This is a genomic window from Tengunoibacter tsumagoiensis (assembly GCF_003967535.1).
GTDB classification, from domain to species: domain Bacteria; phylum Chloroflexota; class Ktedonobacteria; order Ktedonobacterales; family Ktedonobacteraceae; genus Tengunoibacter; species Tengunoibacter tsumagoiensis.
In genome coordinates, this window is record NZ_BIFR01000001.1 from 4,402,257 (window position 1) to 4,418,857 (window position 16,601).

14 protein-coding genes are annotated in these 16,601 nt (G+C 49.7%); 5 read left to right on the plus strand and 9 right to left on the minus strand.

The window, feature by feature from the left end:
- The first annotated feature begins 117 nt into the window (after positions 1 to 117).
- A complete protein-coding gene (locus EL628_RS17260; protein WP_126581159.1) occupies positions 118 to 1,575 on the plus strand; it encodes an outer membrane protein assembly factor BamB family protein in 1,458 nt (485 codons plus the stop codon).
- Between the two features lie 80 nt (positions 1,576 to 1,655).
- Here the strand turns inward: EL628_RS17260 and EL628_RS17265 are convergent, their stop codons facing one another.
- The 6 genes from EL628_RS17265 to EL628_RS17290 all read right to left on the minus strand — a co-directional run bounded on the left by EL628_RS17265 (position 1,656) and on the right by EL628_RS17290 (position 7,832).
- Positions 1,656 to 2,207: a hypothetical protein gene (locus EL628_RS17265; RefSeq protein WP_126581160.1), complete on the minus strand. Its 552-nt coding sequence runs from the start codon at positions 2,205 to 2,207 to the stop codon at positions 1,656 to 1,658.
- 75 nt (positions 2,208 to 2,282) lie between these two features.
- Complete coding sequence (locus EL628_RS17270; protein ID WP_126581161.1) at positions 2,283 to 3,527, minus strand: hypothetical protein; 1,245 nt, start codon at positions 3,525 to 3,527, stop codon at positions 2,283 to 2,285.
- Between the two features lie 318 nt (positions 3,528 to 3,845).
- Complete coding sequence (locus EL628_RS17275; RefSeq protein ID WP_126581162.1) at positions 3,846 to 5,129, minus strand: dihydrolipoamide acetyltransferase family protein; 1,284 nt, start codon at positions 5,127 to 5,129, stop codon at positions 3,846 to 3,848.
- Between the two features lie 7 nt (positions 5,130 to 5,136).
- Positions 5,137 to 6,126 carry an alpha-ketoacid dehydrogenase subunit beta gene (locus EL628_RS17280; RefSeq protein ID WP_126581163.1) on the minus strand — a complete coding sequence of 330 codons (990 nt, stop codon included), beginning with the start codon at positions 6,124 to 6,126 and terminating at the stop codon, positions 5,137 to 5,139.
- 2 nt (positions 6,127 to 6,128) lie between these two features.
- Complete coding sequence (gene pdhA, locus EL628_RS17285; RefSeq protein ID WP_126581164.1) at positions 6,129 to 7,193, minus strand: pyruvate dehydrogenase (acetyl-transferring) E1 component subunit alpha; 1,065 nt, start codon at positions 7,191 to 7,193, stop codon at positions 6,129 to 6,131.
- A 414-nt stretch (positions 7,194 to 7,607) separates the two neighbouring features.
- A complete protein-coding gene (locus EL628_RS17290; protein WP_126581165.1) occupies positions 7,608 to 7,832 on the minus strand; it encodes a hypothetical protein in 225 nt (74 codons plus the stop codon).
- Positions 7,833 to 8,415: 583 nt separating this feature from the next.
- Here EL628_RS17290 and EL628_RS17295 point away from each other — a divergent pair.
- A complete protein-coding gene (locus EL628_RS17295; RefSeq protein WP_126581166.1) occupies positions 8,416 to 9,603 on the plus strand; it encodes a helix-turn-helix domain-containing protein in 1,188 nt (395 codons plus the stop codon).
- Between the two features lie 91 nt (positions 9,604 to 9,694).
- Here the strand turns inward: EL628_RS17295 and EL628_RS17300 are convergent, their stop codons facing one another.
- The 3 genes from EL628_RS17300 to EL628_RS17310 all read right to left on the minus strand — a co-directional run bounded on the left by EL628_RS17300 (position 9,695) and on the right by EL628_RS17310 (position 13,966).
- Complete coding sequence (locus EL628_RS17300) at positions 9,695 to 10,408, minus strand: DUF4870 domain-containing protein (protein ID WP_126581167.1); 714 nt, start codon at positions 10,406 to 10,408, stop codon at positions 9,695 to 9,697.
- A 162-nt stretch (positions 10,409 to 10,570) separates the two neighbouring features.
- A complete protein-coding gene (locus EL628_RS17305) occupies positions 10,571 to 12,802 on the minus strand; it encodes an Ig-like domain-containing protein (RefSeq protein ID WP_161975568.1) in 2,232 nt (743 codons plus the stop codon).
- A 195-nt stretch (positions 12,803 to 12,997) separates the two neighbouring features.
- Positions 12,998 to 13,966, minus strand: coding sequence for a DUF3558 family protein (locus EL628_RS17310; RefSeq protein ID WP_161975569.1), 969 nt, complete (start codon positions 13,964 to 13,966; stop codon positions 12,998 to 13,000).
- Between the two features lie 323 nt (positions 13,967 to 14,289).
- On the opposite strand from EL628_RS17310, the gene EL628_RS17315 reads away from it, so the two are divergent.
- From EL628_RS17315 to xylA, 3 genes are all read left to right on the plus strand, one after another.
- Positions 14,290 to 14,490, plus strand: coding sequence for a hypothetical protein (locus EL628_RS17315; RefSeq protein ID WP_126581170.1), 201 nt, complete (start codon positions 14,290 to 14,292; stop codon positions 14,488 to 14,490).
- A gap of 325 nt (positions 14,491 to 14,815) precedes the next feature.
- Positions 14,816 to 15,049 (plus strand): hypothetical protein, encoded by a 234-nt coding sequence (locus EL628_RS17320; RefSeq protein ID WP_126581171.1) that lies wholly within the window; start codon positions 14,816 to 14,818, stop codon positions 15,047 to 15,049.
- Between the two features lie 112 nt (positions 15,050 to 15,161).
- A complete protein-coding gene (gene xylA / locus EL628_RS17325; RefSeq protein ID WP_126581172.1) occupies positions 15,162 to 16,376 on the plus strand; it encodes a xylose isomerase in 1,215 nt (404 codons plus the stop codon).
- Positions 16,377 to 16,601: the final 225 nt, after the last annotated feature.

Genomic DNA, 16,601 nt, shown 5'->3' on the forward strand with positions numbered 1-16,601 from the left:
AAACACAATAGTGCCTTGTATATTTTTTACCAAAAACCAGACAAGAACTTTTCTCGTATTTCAAGTAATCTAGTGGTAGATAAAAACGCCATATTTTTAACTCACTTAGGAGAATATATGAAAAATTTACGCCGTGTTGGAAGAGATATGCAGGGCACGCGCTCTTCTCTGTTTGGAACACATACCCATATTCAATGGCTCCTCTTCTGGGGTCTGGCGCTTCTGATAAGTAGTTGTAGCGGACGAGCAGGAGAGCCATCTGCACAGAAAACGCCGGTACCAACGCTTCTCCCCATGAGAACGGTGATGGCAACGGATATTCATTCTGACTGGCCTACGTACCATCAAAATCCAACCCGAACTGGCTACGTCACTGGTGTATCAGCTCCTCAACGGCTCACAAAGGATTGGATGGCCACATTAGATGGAGCCGTTTATGCTGAACCGTTAGCAGTGAGTGGGAAACTCCTCGTCGCAACAGAATCTAATAGCCTTTATGCTCTTGATTCGACGACAGGTACTGTGCTCTGGAAAACTACTGTGGGGGCGCCCGTTGCTCAATCCACACTCCCCTGTGGGGATATTGATCCGCTCGGCATCACAGGGACGCCAGTCTATGATGATGCAACCGGGCTGCTTTTCGCTGTCGCTGAGGTCAACGGGCCTAAACATATTCTTGTGGCAGTAGATATACAGACAGGACAGATCCGTTTTCAGCGTTCGGTTGATACGCCGGGAATGAACGCTCGCGTTTATCAACAAAGAGCTGCACTTTTGTTGTCGCAAAAGAGAGTCTATATCGCTTATGGCGGATTGGCAGGGGATTGTGGGGACTACCACGGTACAATCGTGGCCGTACAGACGGATGGGCAGGGCCCATTGCTCTCCTATCAAGTTCCTGTCACACGTGAAGGGGGTATCTGGGCTCCCTCGGGCCCCTCAACTGATGCCAGTGGCAAGATCTATCTGGCTGTAGGAAATGGTGAAGCAACCAGCGATCCCTGGGATCATAGCGATTCAGTTCTCCGTCTCTCACCGACGCTCCAGTTAGAGGATGCCTTTGCGCCATCTGGATGGCAGGATGAGAATAGTCATGATACAGATCTGGGCTCGATGGGGCCAACGCTCCTGGCGAATGGTGGCCTTTTTATTGCTGGCAAAAGTGGTCGAGGCTATCTATTGAATGCTCAGACGCTTGGAGGAATTGGCGGTGAGCTCTCAAGCCTGCAGATCTGCAATGGAGTTGCCATGGGTGGAACGGCCAGCGCTGGTTCGCAGATCTTTGTCCCATGTAATGATGGGCTACGTAGTATCACAATCGATGCTCATCAACACATGACAATCAATTGGAAGGCCACACCAATTATGTCCCCTGTTATCGGCGGAGATACAGTCTATAGCCTGGACCCCGGTGGCACTCTCTATGCTCTGGCAAAGGATAGTGGCAAAATTGAAGCCAGACTCGCTCTTGGCACCACATCATCCTTCTCATTACCTCACTTTACCACACTTACACTCTACGGAACACACATCTTTATACCAACGTATACAGGAGTAATCGCCGTTAATCTATAACAAAGGGCATTATTGAAAGCAACATGCCCCTCACAAATACTATTTTCACTCTTGCAATAAATTGCAATAAAAATTGCAATTTATTGCATAAGCGCGTGGGGCCCATCATTTATGATGGCCGTCGGACCACCCTGTTCCACCAGCTGGCGACGATACCGATGCTGGCTCACCAGCCAGATAGAGACCAGCACAAGCGGAGCCGATCCAATCAACCAGGCAAGCCATGAGGGCATTGCACCTGGAGCACCAACAACCACATCAACATGGGCCGCCCCAGAGCCTTGCACTCCATCTAATTGAATCTGAATCCGCCATGCTCCTCTCACGGGAAGATGAAGTGTCCCCTGCAAATTATCGCCAACAGGAGCAAGAGCGACATGCAAAGGCGTAGCATCAGTACCAGCACCAGGTTGAGCAATCAGCGTACCGGAAGAGATCTGCTGGCTCTGGCGCGGAACAATAGTCAGCGTTAAAGGAGCATCAACATACGGTGGATCCTGTGAAAATTGGACAGCAATAATATAAGCCCCTGCCGCCACTGTATCAGTACGAGCAGCCCCGCCGCTTGCGAAAGTTGAGCCAGTAACCAGAAAGAAAAAAAGAAAGAACAAGAACAAAGTATGTGTTCCCAATCTGAGAACCCTAACCATAGTAACCTCAACTTCAATCTATAGAACAGGCCAGAATACTTTTCTCCTAATAAAGGCTTAACGGGTATTCCAACGCCAGATATCGCCCAGATCAGCACCCAGAAAACCACCCAGTGCCCCCGCCAGCAGGCCTACAAGGCTGGATAGACACACCGCAGCAATAAAAAGTATTGGCGAAACAGCAAGCCCGGGTTCGGGCAAAAAGACTGGAGCAAATTCAGAATAGCTTTGTAAAACGATTGGAGCCAGAAGGAACGCAGGGATAGAGAGCAAGGCTCCCACGGCCGCTCCATAAAGGGTAGGATACCGCCGCTCCATAGTGGACTGTGAAGTCTTCCCGGCACGCCAGATGAGCAGATCAGCCGCCAGAGCTGGCAGCAGAAAGACAATGGGGAGCAAAGCATAATCCCAACGAAAATACGGCATAGAACCAGCAACACGATAAGGAAGATCCTGCTGCTCTACGGCGACCCGAATCGCCCAGGGCACAAATACTTCAACAATCCATGTATGCAAGAATAGAAAGAAAAGAAAAAGCAAAGCGGAACCAGTTTTGCGGGTAAAGCGGGTCGCCCCAATGAGACACAACATTCCACCTGCCACAAGAGGCAATGGGTAGGTTGAGATGTGCAGGGTACCAATAGTTATCAGGGGAAATTGCAAAAAACCAGTAAAGACAAAATTCATAAAACTGGCTAGAGCCAGAATTGTACCTACTTCCAACCAGGAGAAGCCCAGAATACGACGTGGTGCAGCTTTGCTTTGCCGTTCAATTGAAGCTTCCGATGCAAAGATGTAGACCATACCCAGAATACCAATCATACCACCAGTCACACCCATCATATGGAAAGGAGCCCAGAGTGCCACATCAATTCCATAAAGTTCATGCCAATAATTATCCAATGGAGCCGCAGCCAGAGCCAATAAAGCACCAAAACCAAGAACGCTAAAACCTAGTGGAGCATGAAACACGCGTAGAATACGAATCGTTGAATCATCATCTACACCCGGTGTCTGTCGAAAATAGCGCAGTGTCTCCCATAAGACAATTGCAAGTGCAATCAGACCCGCACCGGCCACACAAGAATAGATCATCGTATGAGGTGGGGTCCAAAACTGATCACGACCAACAAATGCATGCCACTCACGATCCCAGACAGCACCCAGCTCTCCCTGAATCAGAAAAAAGAGCAAGAGCCAGGCACTAATACGACGGAGCCGCCTCTCACCACGTGCTGACGAAGCTGATTGTATAGAATGGGACGTTGTAACTGCAACTGAATGGACATCTATATGAGCCATACAGGATTCTCCTCTTAACAACATGATTTTTATCAAATTAGGCGAGAAAACCAGCTTCGCGGATGATACGCCGGGCATGCCCTGGCCCAAAAAGCATTCATTTACTGCCTGCTCTGGCTTCCTTGACTGTATAATAACATTTATGTGTTGCGTTAAGCTATGTTTTTTGCGATTTTATTGGCGAGGACACGAAAAAAGAGGAAATACCTGTAGAGTAGAAGCGAGAGGAGCGCAATCAAACAGAGCCACCCCTCTCTATATGGATAGAGAGGGGATAGACAGGGGCGGCCCATTTCTGGGATAGAGCAGCGATCGCGTTTAAGAGATCAGTAGATAAACGTTCTCCAACTGTCGCTTAACCTCTTTCAAAAAGCGAGCAACCGTGGCCCCATACAGGATGCGATGGTCAGCAGAGAGCGTAACATGCATAATATCGCGCAGGACTGGCTGACCATTGCTGTCGGGGACAAACGTCTTCTTCGTAGCTGCAACCGCCAGGATAGCAGCCTGAGGAGGATTAATCACGGCCACGAACTGTGTCACATCCATCATCCCCAGATTAGAGATCGAGAAGGTGCCGCCATCCAGGTCAGCGGGTGCAATCTTCCCCGACTGAGCTTTAGCAATGATTGCTTTGGCTTCGCGTGCAATAGTGCTCAGGCTCTTCGTATTCACATCACGAAGCACCGGCACAAGCAGGCCAGCAGGTACATCTACAGCAACGCCAATATTGACGCGTTTGTGAAGGATGAACTGCCCATCTCGATAGGCACCGTTCACCTCTGGAAACTTCTCCAGTGCTTTAGCACAGGCCTTAATCACCAGATCATTCACACTGATTTTGACACCCTCATCAGCCAGGCCCGCATTTAGCTTAATGCGCATAGCCAGGGCCTCAGTCATATCAATCTCATTGCTGATATAGAAATGCGGGACACTCTGCTTTGATTCGGTCAGTCGGCGAGCAATCGTCTTCTGCATCGACGAGAGATTAATCACCTCATCATCAGACTCGACTGCAACAGGGGCCGCTGCGACGGGAGCAGGAATTGCTGTGGCCTGAGCAACCGGGGCAGGAGCAGTTGTGCGCTGATCGAGGAGATCCTCAATATCATCACGAACAATACGTCCGCCAGGGCCACTCCCTTTGACCTGTGAGAGATCGATTCCATGCTCCTCGGCCATACGTCGGGCGAGAGGGGACGACTTTACAGCTCCAGCTCCAGCTCCATTGCGTTCTGCTGCCACACTACTCACCTGAGGAGGACTGGCCGCAGCACTATTGCTGGCAGCCGTTGTCTGCTTCACAGGAGCCTGGGCAGCAGGTGCGCTGGCAGCAGCAGGTGCTGTAGCTTTCTTAGCACCCGAGCCATCACCAATCAGAGCAATCACCTGGCCAATCGGCACTGTCTCACCCTCTTGAACCAGAATCTGCTCTAAAATCCCATTATCGTACGCTTCAACTTCCATATTGGCCTTATCGGTCTCAACTTCAGCAACCACATCCCCCTTCTTCACCTGATCACCTGGTTTCTTTAGCCAGCGGGTGATCGTCCCCTCCTGCATGGTATCGCTGAGTCTGGGCATATTTACTTCTGCCATGGCTCGTCTATCTCCTCCGGCGCGGGGCCAGTTCATGGATTGCATCTATTAGTTGTTTGGCACCAGTCAATGCCGCCAACTCCAGGGGCTTGGAATATGGCAGCGGAACCTCAACACTGGCGACACGCTTAATGGGAGCATCCAGGTCGTCAAATGCTTCTTCTTGTATAACTGCTGCAACCTCAGCCCCAATGCCATATGTACGCCAATCCTCTTCAAAAATGATTGCGCGATTCGTCTTCTTCACAGATGTGAGAACCGTCTCAGTATCTAATGGGCGCAGCGACCGCAGATCCACCACTTCGACGCTGAGGCCACTCTCCTGCTCAATCCGATTGGCGACATCAAGAGCCACGGAAGCCATACGTGAATAGCTAATGACCGTAAGATCCGTTCCTTCTTTTGTCACCTTTGCCTTGCCAAAGGGGATCGTATACTCGCCTTCCGGCACTTCGCCTTTCACATTGTAGAGGGCCAGATTTTCCAGAAAAATAACAGGATTATTATTGCGAATCGCCGTACGCAACAGGCCCTTAGCGTCAGCGGGAGTAGAGGGCGCAACAACCTCCAGGCCCGGAATATGGGCAAACCAGACTTCCAGGTTCTGAGAATGAGTTGCAGATAATTGTTGTCCGCCACCACCTGGAGTGCGAATAACCAGCGGAACAGGAGTCTGCCCACCAAACATATAGTAGATCTTAGCGGCATGATTGAGAATCTCATCGATTGCAAGAGCAATAAAATTAATGGTCATAATCTCAACCACAGGCCGTAGACCTAGCATTGCAGCGCCAGTTGCCATCCCGACAAAACCATTTTCAGCAATTGGCGTATCGACAACGCGCTTGGGGCCAAACTCCTTCAAGAGCCCGGCGGTAATCTTATAGGACCCCTCAAACACGCCGATCTCTTCGCCTAATAAAAAGACATCTTCATCGCGCAACAGCTCCTCGCGCAACGTCTCGTTGAGCGCCTGTCGCATTGTTATCTCAGCCATTCTTATCTACTCTCCTGCACACTATCTTCGGTTGCATAGATATGATCAAAGAGGGTCTCAACTGCGGGGAAAGGGCTCTCCTCTGCAAAGCGAACCGCTTCTTCAATCTCACGCTCAACCTGTTCTTCAATAGCTTGCAAGCCTTGCTTATTGATCAGCTTGGCATCGAGCAGACGTGTAGCAAAAGCGGCGATCGGATCTTTGGAGCGGAAACTCTTCACCATCTCTTCATCGCGATAGCGATCTGGGTCCACCACCGAATGGCCACGAAACCGATAGCTTACGGCCTCTAAGAGAACGGGCTCATGCTCTTCGCGAGCCTTCTTTGCCGCCCGGCGCATCGCATCGCGAACAGCCAGGACATCATTACCATCAACCCGCTCGCCATACATATTAAAGGCGTAGGCCTTGCGATAAAGCTCGGCCATAGCAGACCCTTTCTCAGCAGGAAGGCCCATACCATAGCCATTGTTGACGATGAAGAAAACAATGGGAAGATTATAGATCTTAGCCAGATTCAGCGACTCGTAAAAAGGCCCACCATTCGTTGCTCCATCTCCCATCTGGCAGACGACAATCTCATCGCCGCCGCGATACGAGATGGCAAAGGCCGCACCAGTCGCAAGTGGAGCCTGACCACCAACAATACCATAGCCCCCCATAAACCGGCGCTCTTTATCAAACATGTGCATTGATCCGCCACGACCATGGGAACATCCTGTCTCTTTCCCAAATAGTTCGGCCATGACTACGGAACTGGGGATACCACGACCAATCGCATACCCGTGTTCGCGATAGTTGGTATACACATAATCTTTAGGCTCTAAGCCCGCACAGAAGCCGACCACAGTCGCTTCTTCGCCGAGGTTAAGATGACAATAGCCACCAATACGCGCGCGGTTGTACATTTCGCCTGCTTTCTCTTCAAAGCGACGAATATGTAACATCTGATGATAGTAGTGGACTAACGTCTCTCGATCTTCGTCCTCAGGCAGCGTGACGACACGAGGCTTATTGGTAGAGGTGGCATCGCGTCCATCCGGTCGCTTTTGCTGCTCAGTACTCATGATGTCTCCTGATTTTTTTACTAGTGGGAGAATGGTTGTCTAGGATAACTCTTACGCGTCTGGGGCTTTAGTGTATTTTTCCGGTGCCTCAGCAGACATATCCCACATAATTGTAACACGTGTGAGAAAGTTTATCCGTCTGAGGCCGTTCCAACGCCTATCCCATTAGCTAGAAGTACCTAGTCCTAGCATTGTATTTGCTGTTGGCTTGTCCATTTAGCATTCTACAGCCTGATAGGGTACTGTTGTCAATATCAATAGTGCCATAAAATACTATCTCTCTATGAAGAGATGCCCATTTGGAGAGATTTACTCTCTTTCTGGCCCGAATGGTGCATACTTTTGTGAGGAGACATCGGCAATCTGGCATGAAGATCACTCTAGAGAAACCTGAGGTGACCAAAAGGCCCGCCTTTAGCGGACCTCTTGATTGTAGCTGGTGCAGATAATTTCAATGGCTTCGTGTTCGCCCACAATGCCCTTCAGTTGCTCGTGGTACATGTCCAGGGTTTTATATTTATTACTGATAATGGTGTGTTTAGCAGTGATAGAATAGCCAGTCAGGGCCTGATTCATCGATCGACAAATGCTGTCTATTTGTTGCCGAATATGAGCAACTTCACTTAGATTACCACTCATCCTCATCTCCAATTGTGGATACCCCCGCCCTCAAGCATGGGATGGACGCTCCCAATGGCTGGTAGGTCAATCCTACTCAACCTGGCTTAACCCCTGTCGGTCCGTTGAAGATAGCTGCTCTCCTCAGCACCAGATCGAACCTCTTCCCACTGGTTACAAGAGATGCTCAATAAACCTGGATGTCAGGTCATTCCAGGCTACACGTCTTCAACCTACATCCCCATCTCCAACGGCACATCATCTATTATAGCTCCATTCCTGTCATTTTTCTGTTACTTTTAGTAACATTGTTAACATCAGTAACACATAGTCTGTTGCAATGTTCTATATTACACCGTATAATGTTAGAGTATGTCTTAAGAGCCTGGGGACACGTTTGATGTCCCTTCCAGCTTGAAGAAACGGACGGTTTTTTGTCAAAGATGAATGAAATAGACACTTGTCATGTATAGGACGTCAGACAATATCTCTTCAATAATGAAGTATCGAGGGTATCTCGATCAGCATTGGCGGCTCTTAAGACACACTCTTACAAAATGTACGAAGGTTCTCAGAAAACCTGCGATACACGATAGGGGTGCTTATGGAAGATTTTTGGTTCACCATCGGCTATTCTGGTTCCTGTGGCGAGGACGGCTTCCCTACCCCTGGGGAACTTATTAAACAGACAAGGACTAAAAAGGGGCTGTCTCAGGAACAGCTTGCGCTTGAACTGGGCTGTTCCCGCACAATGGTGGCAAGAATGGAAAATGAAAATTTAGGTTTGAATGATATTACTACTCGTCGTCAGCTGTCAAAAATCCTGGGCATTGCGCCTATGATGCTGGGCCTGATCTCACGCGAAGATCTGGCTAAGGTTCAGCCTACGATGCTTTATAATACAACTCTGCTGCGTAAGGGACTGGTTCTCCATCGCGAGGTTTATTTTTCTGGTAGCTCGATCGGTGGACTTAATGAGGTCGATGCGACGGTCCAACAAGTCTTTGGGATCTCAAAATCGCTCGATCATAAAAATAAAGAGGTTCTGGAGATTCTCTGCCATTATGGTCAGTTGGGGATCGATATCGGACGAGAAGAACAGAATTATAAGGCGGTGGAGCGCTTTGGTAATTGGTCTTCTTCTATCGCTCGACGCTTAAATGATCCCACACTTCTCAGCTCTACTCTGCTACGCTATGCCGCTGCTATGTATGAGAAAGGAGATCTGGCCAGGGCTCGCCAGTATGCCGATGAGGCCTTAAGCCAGCCTCATCTCTCTCCACAACTCTATGGAGGGGTGCTGCTGGAGGCCAGCCGCATCTATGCCCGTAATGATCCCAAGACAACGATGAAGTTTCTCGATAAAGCAACGGCGATTGCACGCAAGAATAGTAATGAGGCCGATGAGGGCTTTGTGAAGTTGACTCCCGGCTTCTGCTATCTGCGCAGTGCAAAGGCGTTCTATGAGGCTCAGGAGTATGAGAATGCACTTGAGGCTTTAGATATGGCCGAAGAACAGACGGCTCCAACGCTGGTCCGCCGCAAATGTGCAATTCAAGTCCTTCAAGCTCAGGTTCTCGCCAGTCAGGGCCACTACTCAGATGCCACTCAATATGCCTCTCTGGCTCTTACGCTGGCTTCTGCGATCAATTCGGCCCCCAATCTCGCATATATTACGACGCTGTATAAACGGCTCAAAAACTCTTCGTTCGGCTCGTCAAAAGAGGTCAATCGTCTGGGGAAGGCCATCACACAGACAATTGGGAGCAGGCCAATCGTTGCTCCCCACTAGCTCGTCTATCTGTCAATCGTGGATGTGAGGATTGAAGGGAGGGGGAGCATGGTATGATCTCCCCTCGCTTACCAGGTAAAACTCTTTGTCGTTAGATGCTCTTTTTACGGGAAAAGCCATTAACAAGCTGGTCCGCATATTTGCTGACAAAAGGTAGCCGCGTATTCACGCCTCGATAGGCCTGAAAGATGAGAAAGACCCACAGGAGACCAAAAACGACAAGGATTGCGGTTGAGACGCACCCAAAGGCCAGATGCACCACAGGTCCGAGCAAAAAGACTCCTGCAAAGAAATTAATTGCCAGTTGCAGAATAAGGTAGACAAGAAAAGCTGGTCCAAAGGTGACTATCGATTGGGCCGCATGATAACGAACAAAACGATTTTTTCGCTCAAACAAGTAAAAGAAAATGCCCCCAAAACAGATGAAAAGATAGCTTAAGACGGCCTCCGTCGTGGCCTTTAATTTAAAGGTTGTGGAGTCATAGGGGCCGGAATTACTCTGACCGCTACTTCGCCCTCGTCCCCCAACACTCTGTGGAGGTACATAGGTATTGCCCGCTGAACTCCCCGCACTACTATACTGCTGTTGCTGTTGACCCGCGCCTGGACGATACTGTTGCTGCTGCGCCTGACCCGATCCATACACATAGTTAGGATCATTACCAGGACGCTGGCTCTGAGCTTGGGGATTATAAGCCCCATAAGGGTCTTCCGCTGGACTTTTTGGCGTATAACTAGAACCTGTATAACCGCCATACGTATTTGAAGAATCTGGTTGTGAACCTGGATTAGGATTGTTGCCCATCTATGCCTCCTTAAGAAACAGACATCTACGATGTAGTACGCCGCAAGTCTCGAAAGGTTAGACACTACTGAATATAATTTGACTTGCAGAATAGAACCTTGAGCTATTCTACAAGTCAATCCAGGCCTTTTCACGCACAGATTCTCGTTGGCGCGAACACTTCTACCCGGCGCTGGCCGAGATGGGAAGTGTGACCTGTCCAGCGCTCGTCTGAAGCAGGATTTTATCTTTAAAGTAGCCTGCCTGATCAGGAGTAAATCGGACGGTAAAGGTAGAGCTTTCGCCCGGTGCCAATGTTCCGTTGCTTCCAATAAGCCCATCTACGTGAAATGGCGCAACAGGCAATGTCTCCTGCAAGATGTTGACAGGTGTGGCTGTGGTATTTGTCAGAGTGGCTTGCGCAGATAGAGGTTGCCCTTGCAATGGGGCTCCTCCCAGGCTGAGGATCTCAGATGAGAATGTTAGACGACCTGCGGCAGGCTGCCCAAACCCAACCACGCCAAATTGAGCTGTCCCTGATGTGCTCTCGACGCTTACTGTCATTCCAATCAGGTTAGCAGAAGCGCCGGGCCGGAGGGTAATGGGAATCTGGAACTGCTGACCAGGCAGAAGCCGGGCTGGAAGAGCTGGACTTGTTCTTCCAGCATGGAACAGATCATTGTCCAGCGTTACATTGGTAATCGTCTGCTTCTTTACGGCTGTAATTGTCAGGATACCACTTGCTTCTTTCCCGTAGGCGACATTCCCCAGATCAAGGTTATCCCCGGTCAGAAATTGCGGTGTCTTCGCAAAAAGTCCAAAACCCATTACCTGACCATCGCGCGTTCCCAGATAGACATGATCACGATAAACGATGGGAGAGTTAAACTTGCTGGCTGTACCAATTGGGAAACTATAACGGAGCTTTAATGTGCCATCGACCGGTACTGGATCGTACGCGCGGAGCTGAGCGTCCTTGCCATCCGGTCCGGAAGTCCAGATCACCCAGACCAGCGCAGAGCCAGATCGATCGCCCGCTGAGGTCACGATGGGAGAGGTCGAGCCAAAACCAAAGAGGCCCGGGGCAGTTCCAGCGGCAAGCAGAGTAGGACGGCCATTGCTGAGGAGATAACGATAGGCTTGAAGGACTCCATTCCCTTCTCCACGATGGGCCGAGACCATATAGACATAGCCGCCATCACCTGGCCATACGCCTGGCCGTCCCCACATTCCACCACTCAGGTTCAAGCGCTGAATCGCAGCATCACCACCACCAATGCCTTCACCACGACCACCAAGGTTATTGGCATCGAGCAGATAAATGTAGCCCTGTTTGGTAACCTCGATGGCGATACGTGGATATTGATGGGTTCCAAAGTCAGCAGGCGGCAGCTCCATCGGAGCTCCTGAGCCCACGTCAGAGCCATAATCATCCAGCAGATCGGCATCATAGGGAGCAAAAAAGTCCGTGGCCTTCAGGCTTCCATCGTTCTGGGCCGTAAGACGGACGACGCTCTGGCCCAACGCCTTTGGAGTAGTGGCTTTGCCAGGGGTATTGAGTGCAGGAAATTTGCCATTTCCCGTTGAAAAAAGGATCTGTCCAGGGCCATCGGAGAGCAGTCCTACTCCTGAAGTCCAGATTCCCGCTCCAGGCCCCTCAGGATCGCTCTGTGGCTGACCCGCCTCATCGGTCCACAGCGTCTTTAACTGACCTGAAGTGGAGACTCCCGCAACCCAGCCCTCATAAGGTGCCTCATCACAGTGACCACCAAATGCCGCATAGACAACGCCTCTGGTCAGAACAAGCCCCGGTCTTTGCAGCTCAAGGGTTGCACCAAACGTATGAGAAGGATCGTTTGCCGCCTTCCCTTGAATCAGAACGGGAAAACCTTTGCGCTCAATTCCTGATTTGATATCAATAGAATGCATAAACAATTGTGCCGGACCAGAATTGCCATGGACATAGGTCTTGGCAACAAAATAGGCGCTTCTCGCAACAGGATCAATCACCGGGGTCCCCGTAATGCCAATCGAGGGCACAATGTTTGTACAGTTAATCTGTTGCGGATCAAACGGAATACCAACGTTGCGCATCCATAGTTGTTTGCCACTCTTCGGATCAAGGCCATAGACATTATTGGCTTCAGTGACAACCAGCAAGACGCCATCAGCAACCAACGGCTGAGCATATACCTGTCCGACCACAGAGGTAGCGAAGGTCTGACCAAACTTTCCACTTTGAATAGCCACTGGCGTTAGTTTTGAGGTTGAGGAGTACCAGCCTGTACGAAGATCGTCATGCGACTGGGTAATCACATCTGCCTTCGCTGATAGCACATCAAACGCCATCTCTAACGCCGTTAGAGGCAACAGTACCAGAAGCAGAATCGCACTTATACGCACAAAAAGAGACACAGCCGCTCTCTTCTGAGAGAGAGATCGGCTGTGCCAGCAAGAGATATACAACCGCCACACATCCATTCCCATCATACATCCTTCTATTATTTACCATATTTTAGTATTAACAAATGAAGCGCCTCTAAAAAAAGTATAAATAATCGAAGAAACGATATGTTCCGTTGTTCTCCTCTGGATGAAATGGGACAGGATTTAGAGACGTGTCACAGCGGTACGGGCCAGTTGCTCAAGTTGGCTCTCATCAACATCGGGATCAAGGACGCTGAGATGGAAGTAGCTCTGTCCTTTGCGGACCCAGATATTCTGGCCGCCATCGCTATAGGCTTCATCTCCAATGCCTTTGAGATCCACCGGTTTTTCCAGATTTTTCTTAGTCGCGGAGAAATACTGTGTGGTGAGATCTCCATTGGTTGTAAGAAAGAGTTGAAGGCGCTGGGGTGAGCTTGCACCAGTCCCGTAATCACACTCCTGTACTCCCGCGCTATTTGCCATCTGCAACCATTTTGTGGTGGTATCCTGGAAGGTCTGATTGGCCTCTTGCACCGTCACCAGCTTGCAGGCTCCAGACTGCGTAACAGGAAGGGTTGGTGTCGTAGTGGCAAGAGTCTTTGCAGCCGTGTTCGCCAGTTTTGTTAAGGCGCTCTGCTGGGCGTCAGCAGCCAGCGGAGAGCCAATTAGCGTAATGCTATAGACGGTCTGATCCTTTAGGACAATGATAGAATGGCCGGTCTCTAACTTTACGGTAAAGGCGGCATCCCCAATCCCTGACAGATCCTGGCCAGAGCCGTCTTTCTTTCCCTGAGCACGATCCATAGCAAAATATCCTCTGGCATCGTCGCTGCTACCAACGGAGACAAAGAGAGCTTTAGTATCGGTGGGGGTAGCATTACGATACGTACAAAGCGGCCCACTAAAAGAAGGCAAGACCTTTGCAGCCCCACCCAGTAACTGGCTGGCATCATCTTTGGAAAAGAGAACACAGGGATCATAGAGGCTTTTCAGTGAGCTGGTCTGTACAGGTGCCTTTGTAGGCTGGCTATTGGTGGCAGACTGGTCGCCACTGCCACTACAAGCGCTCAATGCTAAACATCCTGCGAGGCAGACCAGACTTCCCCAGGATGCACAACGCAACTTTCTCGTTTTTGGGAACAGACTCTTCAACAGTAGCTCCTTTTTAATACATCATCAACTTAACCGTCATGTTATTGAAACGACGTGACAACAGAAAAGCATCTCTTCTTTTCTATGGCCCTATTTACATTATAGCCATGAAAAAAATCTTTTCCTGTATTGAGAGACAAACAGATGAGAAGCGAGATGCAGCCTACAGTTACGCCATAAAAGCAGCTTGTCTCCTTCCTGGATGAGCTTACAAGGGGATCTGTGCCACATCCGGGAGACAATTTTCAACGTATTGAATAGAGAGATTTCATTGAGAGTCTGTTCGTTCAACCATCGTTTCTGAGTACCTGGGAGGAGCACATATGTACCATTATCTGGATTACAAAGAAGCCAACGAGATGCTACGTCGTGCGGGTTTCACTCATGCCCAGATCGACCGCTTAACGCGTTATCGCAGGCGTTTTCTTGTTGGAGAGATGGATCAGATTCCTGTTGATCAAAGACATCTCGAATTTATTCGCTGGCTCTTTCAACGCGGTAAACTCTCTGATTACGTTGCGTAAGACTTCTGTAGTCTCCTCCTGTAGGTTTTCCTCTGATTGCTATGCACGGTAGCACCAATACGATATTTTTCTTGTACATCCATGCCTACAACGGCAGAACAGCGTTCTTTTACCCTTCAGGCCAGCCACGAGACCTTTGCGCGAACCGGAAGCACTGGACATCTCAGCCCGAGGTTCGCGCACAACCTCCCAGGCTTCACGAGCATAATCAGGTTGCAATAAACATCATTTCTCATTGAGCTATGGAGAGGTGACCAGAGCGGAGTGGGAACAGTGGAAAGAGACAAGCGGCTTTCCCTACTTTACATTACATGATAGGTGATACATGCGCGAGACAGAAAAAGCAGTAGGGAAGGTCGCTCGTCTCCTTCCTGATCGTCAAGCTCCGCCATGCCAGCCCCCCCATAGCATCATGTCCCGTTTCTCATTGAGCTATGGAGGGGTGACCAGAGCGGAGATGGACCAGAGGAAAGACATTTTCGGAGGAAAGCCCAACGATACCAGAGGTGGCACTGGACAAAGCGAACAAGAATGGTGTAAGTTAAACGAGAATACATAGAGAAACAGGTGCATTGTAAGCACAAGGTTTTTCGCACCAGGTGCTATACAAACCCTGACAAGGATCTTCATAATCAATGTCTGATTATGTACAAAAACTCAGGAGGATTCCGATGACCGTCCCACCTCAGTTAGCCAATGAACTTGCCAGCGATCAATATGCTCCAAAGAAGGAAGATCGCTTTACATTTGGACTCTGGACCGTTGCCAACCAGGGTCGCGATCCATTTGGAGATGTGGTTCGTCCACCTCTCAATCCTGTTCGAAGCGTCCAAAAACTCTCAGAATTAGGTGCCTGGGGCGTTAATTTTCACGATAACGATCTCGTTCCATTTGGCTCAAGCCCTGCCGAGAAAGACCGCATTGTGCGCGATTTCAAACAGGCCCTGAACGATTATGGCATGGTTGTCCCAATGGCAACGACAAATCTCTTCTTCCACCCTATCTTTAAAGACGGTGCATTTACTGCCGTCGATCCCAGTGTACGGGCTTACGCCTTACAGAAGACCATGCGTGCCATCGATCTTGGTGTGGAACTGGGCGCGAAGACCTATGTCTTCTGGGGTGGACGTGAGGGCGTCGATAGCGAGGCCAGCAAGAATCCTATGGAAGCCGTCAAACGTATGCGCGATGCCATCAATTTCTTGAGCGAGTATGTGCTTGATAATGGCTACGATCTGCGTTTTGCACTCGAGCCAAAACCCAATGAGCCTCGCTCGGATACCTATTTCCCCACAATTGGTCATGCTCTGGCCTTTATTTATACATTGGATCATCCAGAGATGGTTGGCCTCAATCCTGAGGTGGCCCACGAACATATGGCTGGTCTAAATTTTGTTCATGGCATCGGTCAGGCACTGGAGGCTGGGAAGCTCTTCCACATCGATCTCAACGACCAGAAGGGACCACGCTATGACCAGGATCTCCGCTTTGGAAGCGAAAATATCAAAAGTATGTTCTTCCTTGTCCGCCTGCTAGAGAATGCTGGTTATACTGGCCCCCTGCACTTTGATGCCCATGCCTACCGCACAGAAGATGAGCAAGGAGTCTGGGATTTTGCGCTTGGCTGTATGCGCACCTATAATATCCTGAAGGCGAAAGCGCAGCGTTTTGACGCCGATCCTGAAGTACAGGCTCTCCTACACACTATCAATACTGGCGATAGCGCCCACCAGTCACTTGTCGATCAAGTCCGCCAGGGCTACAGCAAAGATCTTGCCAGACAATTAAGCGAGACCAATTTCGATGTTGAGACGCTCGGCAAACGCGGCTACCAATATGAAAAATTGGATCAACTTGCCGTTGAACATATCCTTGGCACACGCTAAACAATGATGTAACATGCCCTGAAGAGGCCATCATGAATACCTCCCCTTATGCGATACATCACACCCCAAAAGCGATGTATCGCATAAGCGTGTAAGGCCCATCATTCATAATGGCCGTCATGACCCACTCTTCCCCAGTTCCACCCTCATACACCCCATCAGCGATGTATCGCATAAGCGTGTAAGGCCCATCATTCATGATGGCCGTCGTAGCCCACTCCGCCC